A 17,975-nucleotide genomic window follows, 5' to 3' on the forward strand; every position below is an offset into this window, starting at 1 on the left:
TCTTTATTCTAGATTTTGTAATTTATTGCTTTCTAGTTATCTGTCTTTTGGATCCAGCGCATCGCGCAGACCGTCACCAACGTAGTTGAAGCAGAATAGAGTCACAACCATGAACGCTGCAGGGAATGCGAGCTGCCAGATTGCTACTTCCATTGTCTGTGCACCTTCTTGTAGAAGTGCGCCCCAACTTGTCATTGGTTCCTGAACACCAAGACCAAGGAATGATAGGAATGATTCAGTCAGAATCATACTAGGGATTAGAAGCGTTGAGTAAACCGCAACAATACCCAGTACGTTTGGAACGATGTGGCGAGTGATGATTTTCCACTTGCTTACACCACAAACGTGTGCCGCTTCGATGAACTCTTTACTGCGTAAGCTCAGAGTTTGACCACGTACGATACGCGCCATATCTAGCCAAGCAATCGCACCGATAGCAACGAAGATAAGAATGATGTTACGACCGAAGAAAGTTACTAGTACGATAACTAGGAACATGAACGGAACAGCGTAAAGGATCTCTAGGATACGCATCATAACTCGGTCAACTTTACCGCCGATGAAGCCTGATGCGGCACCGTAAAGTGTACCAATCAATACCGCTACAAATGCACCCATCACACCCACCATTAGGGAGATTCGGCCACCAATTAGGGTACGAACATATAGGTCACGACCTAAACTGTCTGTACCAAACCAGTGGTCAGCATTTGGGCCAACGTGCATTGCATACCAATCGGTATCATCGAACGCATAAGGTGCAATCATTGGAAGAACAATCACAGCTAGCGTCATAAGGAATAGGATAAATAGACTCACCATCGCGGCTTTATTGCGCATAAAGCGGATGCGAGCGTCTTGCCATAGACTACGACCTTCAATCTCTAAGTTCTCAGAGAATTTCTCAATCGCTTCTAGGTTTTCTTTTTTCGTTAACATAACCAAACGTCCCTGTTAGTAGCGAATTTTCGGGTCAATCATTGCAAGTAGAATATCTACAATCGCGTTGAATAGGATGAATAGGAAACCAATCAAGATGGTCACACCCATTACAAGCGAGTAGTCACGGTTAAAGGCTGCGTTTACGAATAGCTTACCGATACCCGGTAGACCAAAGATAGTTTCGATAACAACAGAACCTGTGATGATACCTACGAACGCTGGGCCCATGTAAGAAACAACAGGAAGTAGCGCTGGTTTAAGCGCGTGTTTGATGATGATGTAGCGGTAACTTAGACCTTTCGCACGAGCCGTACGAATGAAGTTACTGTTTAACGTTTCAATCATTGAGCCACGAGTTATACGAGCGAAAGTAGCAACGTAAAGCAGCGACATACCAATAACTGGAAGTACAAGATATTTAAATCCACCGTCATGCCAACCGCCAGCTGGGAATAGATTCCAGTGGAGTGAGAATAGGTAGATAAGAGCTGGAGCTAATACGAAAGATGGCATTACTACACCAAGCATGGCGGTAGACATAATCGTATAGTCAATCCAGGTATTCTGCTTCAAAGCGGCAATGGTACCGACCGTCACCCCCATAATTAGCGTAAAGATGAAGGCAATAAAGCCCACCTTCGCCGATACAGGCAGCGCAACAGAAATCAGCTCATTTACTGTGTAATCAAGGTACTTAAATGAAGGACCGAAATCACCCTGAATCACGTTTGTCAGGTAAGTTGTGTACTGTTCGAATACAGGCTTATCTAGGCCATATTTAGCCTCGATGTTAGCCATAACTTCTGGTGGTAATGGACGTTCGCTCGAGAAAGGGTTACCCGGTGCGAAACGCATGAGAAAGAAAGATACGGTGATCAAAACCAACATTGTTGGGATCGCCTCAAATATCCTTTTAGCGATGAATTTAAGCATAAACTCACTCTTTCAGTCTGTGACAATTAAATAATGAAAGGTATCAACCCAATTTCTTTGAATTGAGGTTGAATAAAGGCTCTACATGCGATTTCTCACATGCAGGCCTATATTTTTATAGTTCTATCAGTTCAAGAATTACTTGATGATGTAAAGATCTTTTGAGTAGATCTTCTCTTCCGGGTTGTCAGCTGGGAAGCCGCCAACTTTTGGAGACAGTAGACGTGATTTCACGTACTGGTAGATAGGTGCGATTGGCATGTCGTTAGCCATTAGTTTCTCAGCTTCTAGGTAAAGTGCTTGACGCTCTTCATCTGAAGTTGCGGCGATAGCTTTAGCCATGATCTCATCGTAAGCTTTGCTGTCGTAGTGAACACCACCAGTCGTGTTGTTACTCTTCATCAGCGTTAGGAAAGACGAAGCTTCGTTGTAGTCACCACACCAGCCGGCACGTGCAACTTCGAAGTCACCTGAATCTTTAGAAGATAGGTACGTTTTCCACTCTTGGTTTTCAAGCGTAACTTTTAGACCTAGAGTCTTCTTCCACATTGAACCTAGTGCTACAGCGATCTTCTTGTGGTTTTCAGAAGTGTTGTAAAGAAGGTTGAATTCAAGTGGGTTGTCTTTACCGAAGCCTGCTTCTTCAAGAAGTGCAGCTGCTTTCGCGTTACGCTCTTTCTGGCTCATTTGACCGTAAGCTGGCATTTCAGGGTTGAAACCTGCTGTGATCTCAGGAGTTAGGAAGTAAGCTGGTTTTTGACCCTGAGCTAGGATAGCGTCAGTAACAATGTTACGGTCGATTGCGTAAGAGATCGCTTGACGAACGCGTACGTCATCAAATGGCGCTTTCTTAGTGTTGAAGATGTAGTAGTAAGTACATAGGTTACCAGTAACCGATACTTCTTCGTTGTGTTCTTTTTTAAGGCGCTTGAAGTGTTCTACTGGTAGTTCGTTAGTGAAATCGATCTCGCCTGCTAGGAAGCGGTTCATTTCAGCAACTTGGTTTTCGATAGGTAGGAAAGTTACTTTGTTAAGAACAGTCTTATCGTTGTCCCAGTATTGCTCGTTACGTTTAAGAACTAGACGCTCGTTAACAACCCATTTGTCTACTACGTAAGCACCGTTACCAACGAAGTTTTCTGGCTTAGTCCACTGATCGCCGTATTTTTCAACAGTAGGTTGGTGAACCGCTTTCACTGTTGTGTGGCCCATCATCATAACGAAGTATGGTACAGCCGTTTCTAGTTCAACCACTAGAGTATGATCGTCAACTGCTTTAACACCTAGTTCAGACTTGTCCTTTTTGCCTGCTACGATGTCTTTCGCATTAATCATCTTGGTGTATTCCATGTACCAAGCGTATGGAGAAGCTGTGCTTGGATCTACTGCGCGCTGGAAAGAGTAAACGAAGTCGCCAGCAGTTACTGGGTCGCCGTTAGACCATTTTGCGTCTTTACGTAGGTGGAAAGTAAATGTTTTGTTGTCTGTAGTTTCCCAAGACTCTGCAACACCAGGGATAGTGTTACCTTCCGCGTCTTGGTTCACCAAGCCTTCAAGTAGGTCGCGAATCACGTGAGATTCTGGAACACCTTGAGATTTGTGCGGGTCGATTGTTGCAACTTCAGTACCGTTACCACGAACGAGTTCTTGTTTTGCTGCTAGCTCAGTTCCTGCTGGAACCTCTGCTGCGATAGTTGAAGTAGCGGCCACTGCCAGACCAGCACCTAAAAGAAGGGCTTGAGTGATTTTGTTCTTATACATGTGTAAAACTCCAAGTTTTTCATTTGCATCCATGACTTCTTTGCAAGACACCAGAACGGCTAGTGATTTAGATTTATTTAGCTCAAAAACTAAGCACAAAAATCTAAAACCTTACAAAGATTGCGGCACACATTATCAATCATTGAAGTAATTTGCCATAAAAATGTAGCAAAAAATCGTATAATTCGCCAAAAGCATCAACATATTGGTAAAAACATCTGCAAATCAGAAAATTCTTAGTTGATAAATTTGATAATTACACACTCGGTAGATTGAAGTGCCTTTTTATCTGACAAGACACTATTTATTAGCATCTTATTCTAGATATTGTACGGAAAATTAACAAAAGTTATGCAATCTAGCTAACACTAAAACACATTAATCTTTGTCTAAACTGAGGGAATGTGAACTTAATCACTACGCAATCGTTTTGTCTTCGTAGACATCAAAATTGATACATTGAGCGAAGAATTATTTCTTGAAAAGGTATAAGGAAGTTAGCGTCCAATAGAGGTAAGGCGTAGATTCGTGCTGGTTTAGGCTAGGATTTTTCGTCTACGACAGATAGCAAAACGCCGCTAATAAAAGCGGCGTTTTAAATGGTGATGCTTGCAAGATAAGTCTTCATAACTCGAACCAGCTATCAATGAGTTAACAAGCAATTTGCAGTATAAGTTCGCATAAGATTGCGTCAAAAGCCTGCATAACTGAGCACCTCTTAAAATCCTACGTTGTAAAGTTACTACACTACCGTTACCTATTGCAGACTCACCATTAATTTTTCCGCTAGGATAGTTCGACGCTATAAATGAACCCCCACCATGCCTTAAGTTGTTGCAGCGACTTTTTCTAAGTTCACTTCCCAGTTTGCGGATCTAACGAGGTACTACGATATTTCTCACCAGCTAAAATATCGTAGTGAATCACCGTATCACTATTAAATTGAGAGAAATCGAAGTAAACAGTTTCTGCGTTAAATTCTGAGCGTTTCGATATTTTTTTATCATTTATGTAAAAGTTACAACCTAAGCCACCAGACCAAGTGTTGTCTTTCCATTGGTGTAGAAAAGCGTCGCAACTTTTAGCTTGAATTGTTGAGTTTAAGTCTATTGGTTTATTGTTGTAACTTGTGCCTGATTGGTAAATACGTAATTGAGCAAACCCCACAGTATCAAAATCGTTATAGGCTTCGACTTTAACATCTCGCAGTTCGACCACGCAGTTTTTGCTGTTTGTATAAGCGGAGTAAGGCACTTTAAACTCATAGCGGTCGTCACTTTCAGCATCATTTTGAGTAAAGAATGTGGTGATCTTTCCTCCTTTATGAGCCTTGCGGCCAAACATATCGTAAGAATAAGCTTCACAATCGTCACCATGAACCCAATAGTTAGCCCATACTTTTACTGTTGCATCAGTTGGTTTTGAACCGGAAACCAGAAGGGTATCTTGTGTATTAGCATTTTGGATTGAGTACAGGCTCCAAACGATACCAAAAAGAGAGAGAACCAGTGCAATACTCACCCACAACACTTTTCGTTTAGCAGATAGGATCATTTTAACTGTTCCTTGATTTCTTCAGGTAATGATTGATTGGATAGCAACAGTAGACTCAATGGTAAGCGCTCTGGGCTATTCATAATACTGACCAATTCTTGCTTTACTTGATGTAGGTTGTCTAGTAGTTCTTTGATAACGGCTAACTCTTGATTGTATCGAGCAATATATATTTGATTGATCGGGGAGTATGGTTTGCCTAATGTTTCAGCTAGCTTGGTTTTTAGGTCAGAATAATATCGCTGCTGCTTGTTGATACTATTGGTTAGGTAAGCAATTGTCCCTTGATAGTTGCTATGCAAGCTCTCTTTGCTCAGGGCTTGGAGTTGAATCATTAGGTTAGGAATATAAAACTCCATACCGTGATCAGTTATTGATGCATCAGCCAAACTGTCCACCAATGCGACAGAGTCATTTTCAGCCATCTTTGCAAGGTCAAGCATCGTGACTTGAGTTTGTCTTGGTGACAATAGTATCTGTTTAGAATCTGAGTAAGTGATTAGTTGAGATAAGGAACCATGGTGTAGATAGTTATCATCATCGTCATCCGTAAGCATTTTTTTAGCTAAACTCACACCACTGCTAAACACATCAGAAAGTTCAAGACCTTCGGTTATGTCTGTATTGGCCCAAGTCATTGGTATTTGAGGAATCAGGTCATGATTATTGACGTGGCGGTAATGTGAAATATTTCGATAACGCTGGACAAAGCTGCGCGTTCCTGTCCGAGGCATACCATAAGAATACAAACGCAATCTTTTACTATTAACTTTGTCATTGATTATACAGCTTATAATGAGTGCGCCAGCACCACCTAAGCTGTGTCCACATACATATATACTTTTATTCTCAATGTCAGTTACGTTGAGCATCATTTTTGACCACAATGCCATGGCGTACTGATAGAACCCACGATGAACATAGGTTCCACCAAATTCAGGAGGGGCAATCTGCGCTGCATCGAGATCAGTCTTAACCAAGTCCTGCATAACCGGCGATTGAATAATATTACCTAACTTATCCACCACCAGCGCTTGTATTCCGGAGGCAGCTTTTACAATTTTTAGTAACTGAGTATCTTCTGTTCTATTTCGGTCTTCAAAGTAAGGCTCTGTGCCTCTTATTCCAATTATCGCAATATCATCATTGGACAGGATGTACCCTTGAGCATCGACTACGTCGTCAGCATAATAATTGTATTTTAGCGATTGGGTATATGGGATTTCTTTTACAATCCATTTAGTTTCTAAATCGCTGCAGTTAGTAGGGACTTTCCGCTCTTTTAATTGCGTTATTACAGTATCAATAGAGCCGTTTGTGTCCGCAGATTTCCCATCATCGACACTGAGTTCATCTGTCGCATAAGCCAGTTTTGAAAGCAGAGCAAAGGTATAACTGTTCACCAAGTTAAAGTCATCGGTATCCACAATCATCGGCATATAGCTGCGCAAGGCTTTGAGTTCAAAAATATAGGTTTGGTTGTGACTGAGCCTAAACCCTGCTTTTTCCGCAGAGGCATTAATGTCTACCCCTTTGTGATGCTCTTGCAAAAACTCGTCTTGTGGCACTTCATCCCAGAAATCGCCAATCGTGGTGTAGCGGTACTGTTTCGCTTTATTATTTTCGGCATCAAGTTCCGTTATAGCTCGTTTTTTTACCGGTGATTCTTGTTCTTCAGCTCGACTCGGATATTTTTCGACTTCAGTTAATAGAGACGCTTGGCTCACCGAGGCTCTCCACTCACCAGCAGCAATGTTCCTAAACAAGACCTTGCCAGAACTTGTGGTTTGCGTGTATGTGCAGGAAGGGGTAATACGGCTCGTGATGGTGACCATTAAGCCATCAATCGGTTCATCCCTCTCACTTCGAAACTCGAGCTCTAACCACTTATCTTCAGGGTTGCACTGCACACAGTAATTAAATGAGTCCATAGATTATCCCTCCTGTTCAAATTGACGAGTTAAAGCATGCAGAGCGAATTGAACCTCTTCATTTTCATACTCTTGGAGAAACTCAATCATATTGTGTTGAGCTAGTTGTTCTGGACCAACGATACCGACGATAGCAGCACTCATCACACGATATGTTAAGGTTTGTTCAGATACGGCGAGGAACGGAGTCAGTATGGAACTCACGTCACGACCTTGAGCTAAGTGTTCGTTCATCGTGTCTGGGTAATGCTGCCATAACCAAGACTCAAGGTTGGTTTGAATAAGAGAAAGGTCATCCGAACTCTCTAAATGATGCGGCTTAACGACCCACCAAGTCGTCCCATGAGCGGAAAACTGAGTGTTCGATGTATTAGTAAAGGTCACAAACTGGGGCTGCTCTTGGTTATCGAACGCCGCTAAGTGGCTAATATTACCCAAGAACTGATTCTTCTCTATTTCGTCCATTCGAGTAAGCATTGGAATGATGACCTGCCTATCATAAAAACGAAACAAGACCTCTTCACCTTCTAAGGCCGCTATCAATAAGCTGCGTAAATGATCTAAAACCGATTGGCTGCTTTCGCTACTGGATAAAACCAGCCCTTTTCCTAATAAGGACTCTGGTAGTAATGAGACTGACTTTGAAACGGGAATTAACCATGGAGAAAGAGACATGACGTCAGCAAACATTGCCCCGTCAAATAACGGTATAGAATCTTCAAAGCCAATACTGCCATTTTGCTGTAATGCTTCCTTATGAACCTGATAGTCGACCAACCAGTATTGATCCTCGGCCTGTTGTTGGAACCATGATGCGAACATTAATATTCCCCTCTGAATAGGTAGGATTGCAATGCTCGATAACATGAAGAAACAAAGGAAAAATTAAAAATTGGGGGCTGCTGGATTTCACCTTGAAAAGTTGGATATACCACGGTCGACATTACAAATACCTCAATAAAGTCAGTCAAGGCAACTCACATCGTTACCTTTGATAGGCACACATAAGCAAATATGACACCAACATCTAATTTCGGTATTTCAATGAGTTAAGTTAGCGCGACTTCTTAAATGAGCAGCAACTTACCTAACTGAGCAATGTATAACCCAAAACTCTCATCAATCAGACCAAAAGACATAGTAAACATGTACGTAACAAACTTTAGGGCAAAAATGAGTTTAATGGAGTCATGTATTAACACTTTGTGAATTACCCTCAGGTATGGAAAACTCCGACGGGCAAAATGCAAAACTTGACCCTAGTTTCTAAATATATGTCTCCAGTTGATTATGCCAATCTTGCGACGTAAACATAGAAAACTTCATCGAGATAGTGGTATTAATCTCGTGGAAGGCCATAACAAGTTTAAGTTTATGTGTGCTTTGCTTCATAATGGATTCAGTTTGGCTTTGGTATATCGGCCCAGAGGTGGAAAATGCACGTAACAATTGTTGATGAACCAAAAGAACCGCTCCCAGGAAAAAAGGATTATCGGCTGTTAGTAAAAAATGGCTTAAAGGTAGTTGAGAAGTATGTCACGTCTGATCAGTTTTTTAGTAATAGTGAGATATTTAGCAGTAGTATGAGAGCGGTTTTTGATGGCTTACAATCTGCAGACGAAATGAACTGGTCAGGTGACTACATAAAGTTATATCACTTTCACAACCAAATAATTAGTAGACCCTATATTAACGACATCATAAATGGTGAAGCTTTACCATGCAGTAAGCATAATCAAATCTGTTATGTTTACAGCAATTTAAGAGCTACTTTAATTCAGTATTACTTAGGCTATTGTACTAAGTTGGATCTCCATAATGCTGTCGTTCAGCTCGAGCTCTGGGCATCAATAGTAAAGATAAATGACGAGTTTGACGACCAAGTGCGTGAATACATACGGTTATCTAGAGAAGCTCTGAAAGGTCTGTCCCCTTACTACATTATTAAGTTTAAGTTCGCATTCTCTCTTCCAATACCGGATGGTGAGTACGAAGTTAACACCCAAAACTTGCAAACATTCACGGTTAAATCATTTTCAGACTCCACGGTAGTCTCAAAAGTCGGTGACAGATTTTTCTCAGAGATATCACTAAAGATGACTGGGTATACTGTTACTGATAGGCATTGGTGTGGACCATCTATTGATGGGCAAACGGAAGTTCATACAGATTTCTGCTTGAGTTTTATCAATGAATTAATATTAAAGATCAAAATTGCAGAACCTACTGTGAGAATAGCGGAGTTGGCCGAAGATGATCTCGGAAACGTGTCCATTGAGCAGTATACGCATAATAATGAGCGCCTAAACAGTACGTTACATTTCAGTATGGGAAGCTTATCTGTCGCGAACATTCTGTCGAAGCAAGTCTTAAACCCAGAACAAATCGATAATGTTCTAACTAGCGAAAGTTTGCGTCTTTTTGAAAAGCTTCATGGCCAAGCTTGTATTGCGAGAGATAGAGGTGAAGATGTTAAAGCCTTTTATATATTGAATTCTGCTTTGGAGTCAGCAATTGCACACTATTTAGACAAACTGGCTAATGCGTCGCAAAAGATGCCAGAATTGACTGAATTTTTAGAAGGGCGTTCTAAATGTTTGGACTGCGAACTATTCACTGCGTCTGAATTGCAAGAGCCACCGCATAGGAATATGGTTCCTTCTATATCAGCACAGATCAAGTTTCTAAGTAACATATCGACAGTAACTGGTGCTCAAAGAAAAAGGCTGAACTCTTGTATTTATAAAGTGAAAGGGCAGGATGTCAGAAATGATTTAGTTCACGGGAAAATAGCCACTGTACCTAAAGATAATTTGCACCAAGCATTTGAAGCGTATGTTTCTTGTGTGGATATATTGAGTGTGTTGACACCTTTGAAAAACAACTAATGCAAATGGGTATTAAAGAAAGTGACTAGGGTCAGGTCTTGCTTTTGGTCCCATTAGCTTAAGTATTCCAAAATCAGAATTCCATCATTCGATATACCACCAGTTGCAATTAATTTTGGGGCACTTTCGTTCTGCAGAGTGCCGAATGAAACATTTCTGGACATTTCCGAGTTACGACGATTTTTCGGATAACTTCTAATTATAAAAATATGCTACCTACCCGCATATAGCTGGCCAAATTCATCGTATCACTACAATACTCACTAAATACCGCATAATCTGAGGTAGAAGCCGCGCATAGCTACACTACTACCCGAAGCTAAACCATCAGTTCTATACATGTTTTGAAAATGAAGTACTCTTCGCTGGTGCAATTACATAGCTAAATGTCAATTCATCCCTATCATCTGAATAGCGAGATCTGTAAAGAACCTTTTCTATTTTCACAGCCAAATAATAACCATTGATATTTTGTAATACAGCTATTTCATCGACACTCAAAGATATTGAGTCTTCTTCACAATAAAACGATGGATCTTCAGCGTCATCAATATCAGAAATATCTATATATCGTTGTGGGGGAATGCGTACCGAATGAATACTTTCTTGTCGATTGTAAAGCCAGATTGAGCCAGATCCAGATGGTGACCAATATAGCTCAAAAGCCATTTCACCTTCTCCCACCCAATAACGACCGTGGTTGTGTTTTGGATTAAAAGTGACTGTGCCTTTTAATGCAGGATTGCTAAACGATTGGGGTAGTTCAAAAATCTGAGCTTCTGTAAGTTTTGGTTGTCTCGCAAAAGGGTTACTTCCTCTTTTGGGCCTTGGTTTTACAGACTCACCCCATAACTCAGCGATAAGTTCGCAATAACTATCCTCATAAGCTGACGGTTCAAAATTTAAGTATAATTTACTGGATACAAATGTTGGTGTTTTATTCACTAAGCTATTATTAACGACTATTGGTATTACTCGATTACTTCCTAAATTTTGCATAATTTGAGATGTGATAATCATTTTTTCGTAGCCAACACCACCATTTTTCATCAGATTGGCTTTTTCTACGTATGGCTCCGTGCATACCAAAATAACCCTGTCAGCATCAGTTAAACCTGACTCCATAAACTGAGGAAGGTCTCCTCCAATTTTTAGGTCCCATTGATCTAAAGTTACCGCTACTCCATTTTCTTCAAGGCGGGTAGCTAAAGCGAGAATCCAAGCCTTATGCTCATCACTATCATGAGAGTAAGAGAAAAACACTTTGGGTGTCATGTGCATTTTATTAACCTTTACGAGCTAAAACAGAAGGTTAGAGTATAGTTTTATAACCTAAAATTAAACTGAACTTTGAATTGGTATAGCATCTCAAACATCTAAGTAAGATATTGATAGTCAGGTCTTGTCTTCTATATTTGTCATTAACTCATCTATTGCGAAAATTTCTCACTGAGGCTTGCTCGATCATGAGGGCAAACTCACTTTGAGGCAGGTTTGAGTTTAGGCTCCTTAGACATATTAGCGCCGAGAGACTTTTGTCCATTACCGATTGCGTCGATACATCATTAGATAAAATTTTGTTACCTACGGAAATAGCTTTAAGGGGGGCTAACTTTCTAGCTGAAGTCTCCGTATTTGAGTCTGAATAGTATTGTTCATGCTCATTTACATCTTTGAGCAAGTCGCTTGGTTTGCGCCCTGACAGGGCCGGAATAGGCGTTTTAAACCATTCTTCATCCAATAATCCTCTACTAAACACTTCAAACGCTAGTGCTCGAATATCACTGTGTTCATCTAAAAACGTTTTTCCTATTTTTGAGAGAGTCCTTTAAAACTATTAGCCAATCGAAACTAAATACAACATCTAACATTTCAGATTGCCATAGCAAAAATGGGATCGTAACTTTTAAGTCCTCAGTTCCTCAAACAGGCTTAACCATGAATAATGTGACACATAATTTAACCGTTATTAAACCTACGGTTAAACCACACATTGTTTCAAATAGAGCGAAATCTCATGGTTTTAATAAATCATCATACAACATTCTTTTTTTGCCTTGGCCTCAAACGGTTTCATCATCATCTTTTAAGATAGCCAAGAATGATCCAGAAATGGACATGAATGGGTACTTCGGATTTTTTGACTACAAACCCAAAAAAAGTATTGATACGAAACTATTCCTTGCAGCCTTAAAACAAGGCATCAATCGTGCCGGACAAATTGACCTCATCGTTCTACCTGAATGTGCGATGTCAAATCAAACATTTGAAGAGATTTGCAACGATTTATCGCATATATTCAAAGAACATGCTCCATCATTGCTATCGGGAGTTTATGGCGAAGAGCCTGATGGATACGGCATAAATTCGGCTAAGCTAGCATTTGTAAATGAGCTTGGCACCTATCAAATAGAAGAACAAAGAAAGCATCATCGATGGTTCTTAGATCAGAGCCAGATTCGAAACTACAATCTTGCAAATGCTCTAGATCCTGGTAGGAAATGGTGGGAAAAAATTAAAATTGGGCGCAGACGCCTTTTGACTGTACATTCAAATAAACAAGTTACCCTATGTCCGTTAATATGTGAGGACTTAGCTCGACAAGAACCTGTTGCACAAGCAGTAAGGTCTGTAGGCGCTAATTTGGTAGTAAGCCTACTTTTAGATGGTCCTCAATTGAGTTTCCGTTGGCCCGGTAAATATGCCGCAGTTCTTTCTGACGATCCCGGTTCATCTGTCCTTTCAGTGACGGCTTTAGGAATGACCCAGCGAGCGACAGGGCTAGGACACGACCCAAGTTCAGATGTTGCTCTCTGGAGTGAACCTGGAAAAAGTGCAACACCCCTTAATCTTAAAGAAGATCACGACGGTTTAATGCTAGAATTAACAATAAGTCCTGAGCAGCAATGGACAATCGATGGTAGACTTGAAGAAAAATCTGTTCTGCGCAAGAATGAGGTTACTCCAATAAAAATTAGTGAGTCTGACAGAAATAAAACTCAGCGAAGCTTGAGAGACTCTTTAGCAAAAGAATTTAGTAGAGGGCGTTGATATGAATACAGAACAAAAAAAATTAGTTCTTTCTATCATTGAGATGGCATATAAAGATCCTAAAGTCGCAGACCTATACTTTTCTTTCTTATCAGAAGAAGAACTTAGTGACTTGCCTGAACTAAAGATAATCAAAACCATTGTTAACAATTCCAACCAGTACAGTTCCCTTGATGAGTATCGCCAAGATATGCTCAAAGAGGTTAACAGTTTCGACATAAAGAACTTGCAAACTTCATTATCCTACTCTTTGAATTGATTTGCTTTAGGCATCAAAGGGGCTAATTCAAGCCCCTTTTTACTTCTTAAAATAAGTGCGTTTTATAATTGAAGACAGATCCTCCTTATTTACATAGGATTGCACTGTTCAACAATAGCATCAGTGAGGTGAAGTTGAATAACCTGAGACTCTTTTAATTGGACTTTAAGTTGTTCACATATAGCTAGTAAACAATCAACCCGCTCAGCAATAATTTTTTGCTCACGCAAAGTGGGTATAGGAATTGGCAAGCGCTTCAACTTACTTGCTTTGACACCCCCAGCCGCAGAGCCTGTCTCATTATCTTTAACCATCAATTGAAACTGCGGAGACATAAGAACGATTCGAAGGTATTCAGGAGACAAGTCACCTATACTCTGTAAACAAATTGTTCTCTGAGCAAGTGCAAACAGATAACCTAAATCTACTTGAGCGACATATCCCATTGTATGACCTTCAGTTATAAAGAGAATATCTCGCTTTTTTGGTAAACCTCTAACCATCCATTGCTCATATAGCTCTTCACTGATGTACTCAACAGGGTCGTTTTTTATGTATCCATTTCTGATGTTTTTAGCTGTAATCAGTCTTACACCATGATCAGATTTTTTAGGGTTCTTTCCTCTGTAATCAATAAATCTACACAATTCCTGCAACTCAGCACAATCCCACCCTTCGCTCAAAGTCCAGTCACAATTATCTTCAATGATTGAATCCGTTGATTGAGATTTTTTGATTTTCTTCTCTTTGATTAACAGCGCTTTTTCTTCCGCAATACGCTCAAGCAGCTTTGCAGCGGGTTCATCATTTGGGTCTTGTGGAACAAGCTTACCCATTACCGCCAGTTGCAGGATGGTTTGTTTTAGCTGATCAATGCTCTCTTCTGTAATGAACAAGGTATCGAAGTGCTCCGCAACCATTTGCCAGTTTTGCATTAACTCTTCAGAGTTTGCAGAGTTGGTTAGCGTGTCTAACAGCGTTGTTACCAATACCTGATGTGCCTCAATGCTGGCTTCGGTTTGTTGCTCTAGTTGATCGCAGAGTGTCATTAGTTCATCGACTTTAGAGACAATGCGGTGTTGCTCTTTTACAGGTGGTAAAGCTGCTACAATAAGTTCCAGTGTAGATTGGCTCAATGCAGGCACAGAAGTACCTGCTTGATAAGCAACCAAATCTGTCTTGCTTAAAATTAAATACAAGTAATCAGATGTAATACCTACAGAAGGCGTAAGACCTAAACAGTTATTATCAATAGCAGTGTCACATGTGAGTATACGGCGCTTGTTAGTAGCTATTGCACCGCCAATTTTCGGGAATACTACTGTACCTTTGGGGTGAAGCTTCGCTTTGATTTTAATCGCAACTTCATCTGAAACTGTATTTACAGTCGTGTTTATGAACTTTTCATTGCCCGCCAAATTCATATCGCTCACTTTCGAAAACAATATGTTATGCCCAGACTCGCCTTGCGCTGATTTAGGAAAACCTGAACCAATAGCCCAATAAGCCATTTCGCCCCACCGGACAGATACCCAGCCTTGGGGTAGTGAAAAAAGTCTCTCTCCGTCACTGATTTCAGGAAGCTTTTTCGGTTTCTTGATTTTCTTCTCTTTGATTAATTGCGCTTTCTCTTCCTCAATGTGCTCAAGCAAAATAGAAGCAGGCTCATCACTTGGATCTTGAGGCACTAACTTACCTCGCACTGCTAACTCTAAAATCAGCTCACGCAGTTTCTTAACGCCATACAGCTCTAGCTTTTTACTACTGCCACGACCTGTTGTTGCTTTGGTTTTTACTGTTGAAGTCCAAGTCTCAATATTGTCTGTAATCAACTGATCGATAAGTGTTTGGTCTAAACTCATCATTCACCCTCACCTACAGATGACTTAAGTGCATCACCAAGGATGCCTTTCAACTTGTTACGCAGCTCAGTAATATCTTGCTGTTGCTGTTGATAGCTTTCTAGTAATTCTTGCGGGTTATGGCTTACCACTTCTTCTTGGTATGGGTTTTTAATATCTAGGTTGAAGTTGCGCTCGATGATCTCTTCAATAGAGACCTTCCATGCGTGCTTGTTCTCTACACGAGAAGCAAAGCCGTCTTCTTCGCTGCCCCACCACTCTTGCTCTTGCTTGAACTCTTCAAACTTCATTGGTTTGGTTTTGCTGTAGTTCTTAACGCCCTCTGGGTATGGGTGCTCGTAGAACCACACCTCTTTGGTCGGCTGGCCTTTGGTGAAGAACAGAATGTTGGTTTTGATGCCTGTGTATGGGTTGAACACGCCATTAGGTAAGCGAACGATGGTGTGCAAGTTACACTCTTCCGTCAGCATCTTTTTGATTTTGGTTTTAACGCCCTCGCCAAACAAGGTGCCATCTGGCAGAACTACGCCTGCTCGACCGTTGTTTTCATCTAAAACTTCGATGATTAACTGCAAGAACAGATCAGCGGTTTCACGGGTTTGCATCTCAGCAGGAAAGTTTTTCTCGATACCGTCTTCTTCTGTACCCCCAAAAGGTGGGTTGGTCGCAATCACATTGATGTTGCTGTCCCAGCTTGAAAGCGGTTTGTTTAGCGTATTGCCGTGTTTGATTTGTACAGGCACTTCAATACCGTGCAGCATCATATTGGTGATACAGAGTAAGTGCGGAAGTTGCTTCTTCTCTACACCGTGGATTTGTTTTTGCAGTGTTTGGTGATCGGCAGCCGTCTTCACGTAATTGTTTTTAACGTGGTCGAATGAACAAGCAAGGAAACCGCCTGTACCCGTTGCAGGGTCCATGATAGATTCACCAAGCTTTGGATCTAGGCGGTCAACGATAAAGCGAGTTACCGCACGAGGGGTGTAGAACTCACCTGCGTTACCTGCGCTTTGTAGATCTTTCAGAATTTGCTCGTAAATATCACCAAATAAGTGGCGTTCGTTAGAGTCAGTAAAGTCGATTTCATTAAGCTTATTGATGACTTGGCGCAGTAACGTACCGTTCTTCATATAGTTGAACGCATCACTAAACGCTTCTTTGACCACAAAGCCACGAGGGTTCTTATCAATCGGTGCGGTGTAGTTTTTCAGTGTAGGGAACAGGTCATCATTGACGAACTCAAGCAGTTCATCGCCAGTCATACCTTCAGCATCCGCCGCCCAATTACGCCAGAGGTATTCTTCTGGAATTGGCTCTCGGTAATCATCCATTTCAAGCTCTAGCTCTTCTTCTTGAGCATCAAACACTTTAAGGAATAATAGCCAAGACATTTGACCTAGACGCTGTGCGTCACCATCAACACCCGCATCTTTGCGCATGATGTCTTGGATAGATTTGATTACTGAACTAATAGACATGATTTTCTTACTTTTAAACAACTGAAATTTGTGGCGAATTATAACAGAACTAGGTCAAAAAAAATGAAGTTAGTTCTATGAAACAATAGAGATACTTTTCATTAATCGATAACCTAAACTTATAAAACAAGAATCATAATCATAGTTGGCCAAATAATGAAAATAGAATGCCCTCATTGCCAGAAGGACAATGAGATTGAGTTTGCAGATAACATATCTTGTTCAGAGTGTAAGAAGAGCTTTAAAGGGTTTAAGTTCAGTAAGCGAAAGCTAATTTCAGCGAGCGCTGCTCTTGTTGTTGGAACCATTGGTGGTTACAAGGTGAATGCGGCTTTAGAAGCTACGAGATATCCGCTAGCTGTAGAATACGCCATTGTCGATAGTTGCGTGAACTCGTCATCGAACATGGTTTCTTCTAGTTGGTATGAGAGTAAGAGAGAAATTTGCTTATGCGCACTAGGAAAAACCATCGACCAAGTTTCTTATTCCACCTACAAATCCGAACAGGCGAGTTTCATCAGAGTATTCAAACAGAGTGCTAATGCTTGTCGGTAAAATGGTGGCACTAAGGCCACCAAATAAAGTTTGCTACTTTTTGGTATTACCACGACCAGGTCCAGATGGCTTACCAGTTTTGCTTGGGTAGTTAGGGTTTGGTTTACTCATGAATCAGCTCCTATTTTGATTGTTTTTGGTTGTTGTGCGCCGCTCGTTGAGCTCGGCCAGCAAAGTCGCCTTTAGGCACATTTCCACCATTTTTCTTGGCTGCATTTCCTTGAATACGAGCAGCGGCTTCAGGTGTCATTGGTGTTTTAGATTTAGTCATGATTTTGTCCTTTGTTATCGTGATTAAGATGTCTTCGCTAAGACAAGGTAATAATAACTAGGGGGTTAGGGACAAATGGGGACAACTACAAAACAAAAGCAAAAACAGATTCAACAAGCTTTGGATGCCTTAGGTTGGAGCCATAACCAACTCGCAAGTGTGCTTTATGAAGAACTCCATGATAACGATGATTTTAGAGAAACTGACAAAGATGACATTCGTAAGCTTGGACAAAACATTAAAAAGCAACTTCAACGTGAATCGACACCTGACGAACGGCTAAAACAGTACTTACGCATACTCTCAGAGCATCCAGATTACCAAGCGTTAAAGCTGGGAACCCTACTCCCTCAGTATGTTGAGCATGAATGTATTAGCGGCGATTTAACCGTTCAACTAGCAAAGTTCTCGGAAGAATTAGATCAGTTCAACGAAAATGAAAAAGGCCGCTAGTCTAGCGGCCTCAGAAATTTTCGTATTTACTCTTTGT

Annotated in this window: 14 protein-coding genes; 4 read left to right on the plus strand and 10 right to left on the minus strand. The window is 40.9% G+C overall.

The window, feature by feature from the left end:
• Positions 1-36: 36 nt before the first annotated feature.
• The 6 genes from oppC to ACHUFZ_RS02940 form a co-directional block, all read right to left on the minus strand.
• Positions 37-939, minus strand: a complete 903-nt coding sequence (oppC, locus tag ACHUFZ_RS02915) for an oligopeptide ABC transporter permease OppC (RefSeq protein WP_053438222.1) — start codon at positions 937-939, stop codon at positions 37-39.
• Between the two features lie 15 nt (positions 940-954).
• Positions 955-1,875 (minus strand): oligopeptide ABC transporter permease OppB, encoded by a 921-nt coding sequence (gene oppB, locus ACHUFZ_RS02920; protein WP_053438223.1) that lies wholly within the window; start codon positions 1,873-1,875, stop codon positions 955-957.
• A gap of 138 nt (positions 1,876-2,013) precedes the next feature.
• Positions 2,014-3,636, minus strand: coding sequence for an ABC transporter substrate-binding protein (locus ACHUFZ_RS02925; RefSeq protein WP_394125791.1), 1,623 nt, complete (start codon positions 3,634-3,636; stop codon positions 2,014-2,016).
• A gap of 855 nt (positions 3,637-4,491) precedes the next feature.
• Positions 4,492-5,157: a hypothetical protein gene (locus tag ACHUFZ_RS02930; RefSeq protein WP_394125792.1), complete on the minus strand. Its 666-nt coding sequence runs from the start codon at positions 5,155-5,157 to the stop codon at positions 4,492-4,494.
• A gap of 29 nt (positions 5,158-5,186) precedes the next feature.
• A complete protein-coding gene (locus ACHUFZ_RS02935) occupies positions 5,187-7,121 on the minus strand; it encodes a lipase family protein (protein ID WP_394125793.1) in 1,935 nt (644 codons plus the stop codon).
• 3 nt (positions 7,122-7,124) lie between these two features.
• Positions 7,125-7,943 carry a DUF4123 domain-containing protein gene (locus tag ACHUFZ_RS02940; protein ID WP_394125794.1) on the minus strand — a complete coding sequence of 273 codons (819 nt, stop codon included), beginning with the start codon at positions 7,941-7,943 and terminating at the stop codon, positions 7,125-7,127.
• A gap of 614 nt (positions 7,944-8,557) precedes the next feature.
• Between ACHUFZ_RS02940 and ACHUFZ_RS02945 the strand changes: the two genes are divergently transcribed.
• On the plus strand, positions 8,558-10,009 hold the full coding sequence (locus ACHUFZ_RS02945) for a hypothetical protein (protein ID WP_394125795.1): 1,452 nt from the start codon (positions 8,558-8,560) through the stop codon (positions 10,007-10,009).
• A gap of 333 nt (positions 10,010-10,342) precedes the next feature.
• Here ACHUFZ_RS02945 and ACHUFZ_RS02950 read toward each other — a convergent pair whose 3' ends face one another.
• Positions 10,343-11,290: a toll/interleukin-1 receptor domain-containing protein gene (locus ACHUFZ_RS02950; protein ID WP_394125796.1), complete on the minus strand. Its 948-nt coding sequence runs from the start codon at positions 11,288-11,290 to the stop codon at positions 10,343-10,345.
• A gap of 657 nt (positions 11,291-11,947) precedes the next feature.
• Here ACHUFZ_RS02950 and ACHUFZ_RS02955 point away from each other — a divergent pair.
• Together ACHUFZ_RS02955 and ACHUFZ_RS02960 are read left to right on the plus strand one after the other, a co-directional pair.
• The gene (locus ACHUFZ_RS02955) at positions 11,948-13,060 is read left to right on the plus strand and encodes a hypothetical protein (RefSeq protein ID WP_394125797.1); all 1,113 of its coding nucleotides are present in this window, start codon (positions 11,948-11,950) and stop codon (positions 13,058-13,060) included.
• Position 13,061: 1 nt separating this feature from the next.
• Positions 13,062-13,319: a hypothetical protein gene (locus ACHUFZ_RS02960; RefSeq protein ID WP_394125798.1), complete on the plus strand. Its 258-nt coding sequence runs from the start codon at positions 13,062-13,064 to the stop codon at positions 13,317-13,319.
• 89 nt (positions 13,320-13,408) lie between these two features.
• On the opposite strand, the gene ACHUFZ_RS02965 is transcribed toward ACHUFZ_RS02960, so the two are convergent.
• From ACHUFZ_RS02965 to ACHUFZ_RS02975, 3 genes are all read right to left on the minus strand, one after another.
• Positions 13,409-15,181: a restriction endonuclease subunit S gene (locus ACHUFZ_RS02965; RefSeq protein WP_394125846.1), complete on the minus strand. Its 1,773-nt coding sequence runs from the start codon at positions 15,179-15,181 to the stop codon at positions 13,409-13,411.
• On the minus strand, positions 15,181-16,659 hold the full coding sequence (locus ACHUFZ_RS02970) for an N-6 DNA methylase (RefSeq protein ID WP_394125799.1): 1,479 nt from the start codon (positions 16,657-16,659) through the stop codon (positions 15,181-15,183). The genes ACHUFZ_RS02965 and ACHUFZ_RS02970 overlap by 1 nt, the downstream gene beginning before the upstream one ends.
• 676 nt (positions 16,660-17,335) lie before the next feature.
• Positions 17,336-17,485 carry a hypothetical protein gene (locus tag ACHUFZ_RS02975; protein ID WP_134833842.1) on the minus strand — a complete coding sequence of 50 codons (150 nt, stop codon included), beginning with the start codon at positions 17,483-17,485 and terminating at the stop codon, positions 17,336-17,338.
• 75 nt (positions 17,486-17,560) lie between these two features.
• Between ACHUFZ_RS02975 and ACHUFZ_RS02980 the strand changes: the two genes are divergently transcribed.
• Positions 17,561-17,938, plus strand: coding sequence for an elongation factor Ts (locus ACHUFZ_RS02980; RefSeq protein ID WP_394125800.1), 378 nt, complete (start codon positions 17,561-17,563; stop codon positions 17,936-17,938).
• Positions 17,939-17,975 lie beyond the last annotated feature (37 nt).

This window comes from Vibrio hepatarius (genome assembly GCF_043642085.1).
Lineage (GTDB): Bacteria > Pseudomonadota > Gammaproteobacteria > Enterobacterales > Vibrionaceae > Vibrio > Vibrio hepatarius_C.

Bases quoted from the DNA above. Each gene is read 5' to 3' on its own strand.
- oppC (WP_053438222.1), bottom strand. From the start codon at position 939: ATGTTAACGAAAAAAGAAAACCTAGAAGCGATTGAGAAATTCTCTGAG.
- oppB (WP_053438223.1), bottom strand. From the start codon at position 1,875: ATGCTTAAATTCATCGCTAAAAGGATATTTGAGGCGATCCCAACAATG.
- ACHUFZ_RS02925 (WP_394125791.1), bottom strand. From the start codon at position 3,636: ATGTATAAGAACAAAATCACTCAAGCCCTTCTTTTAGGTGCTGGTCTG.
- ACHUFZ_RS02935 (WP_394125793.1), bottom strand. From the start codon at position 7,121: ATGGACTCATTTAATTACTGTGTGCAGTGCAACCCTGAAGATAAGTGG.
- ACHUFZ_RS02940 (WP_394125794.1), bottom strand. From the start codon at position 7,943: ATGTTCGCATCATGGTTCCAACAACAGGCCGAGGATCAATACTGGTTG.
- ACHUFZ_RS02945 (WP_394125795.1), top strand. From the start codon at position 8,558: ATGCACGTAACAATTGTTGATGAACCAAAAGAACCGCTCCCAGGAAAA.
- ACHUFZ_RS02950 (WP_394125796.1), bottom strand. From the start codon at position 11,290: ATGCACATGACACCCAAAGTGTTTTTCTCTTACTCTCATGATAGTGAT.
- ACHUFZ_RS02955 (WP_394125797.1), top strand. From the start codon at position 11,948: ATGAATAATGTGACACATAATTTAACCGTTATTAAACCTACGGTTAAA.
- ACHUFZ_RS02960 (WP_394125798.1), top strand. From the start codon at position 13,062: ATGAATACAGAACAAAAAAAATTAGTTCTTTCTATCATTGAGATGGCA.
- ACHUFZ_RS02965 (WP_394125846.1), bottom strand. From the start codon at position 15,181: ATGAGTTTAGACCAAACACTTATCGATCAGTTGATTACAGACAATATT.
- ACHUFZ_RS02970 (WP_394125799.1), bottom strand. From the start codon at position 16,659: ATGTCTATTAGTTCAGTAATCAAATCTATCCAAGACATCATGCGCAAA.
- ACHUFZ_RS02975 (WP_134833842.1), bottom strand. From the start codon at position 17,485: ATGACTAAATCTAAAACACCAATGACACCTGAAGCCGCTGCTCGTATT.
- ACHUFZ_RS02980 (WP_394125800.1), top strand. From the start codon at position 17,561: ATGGGGACAACTACAAAACAAAAGCAAAAACAGATTCAACAAGCTTTG.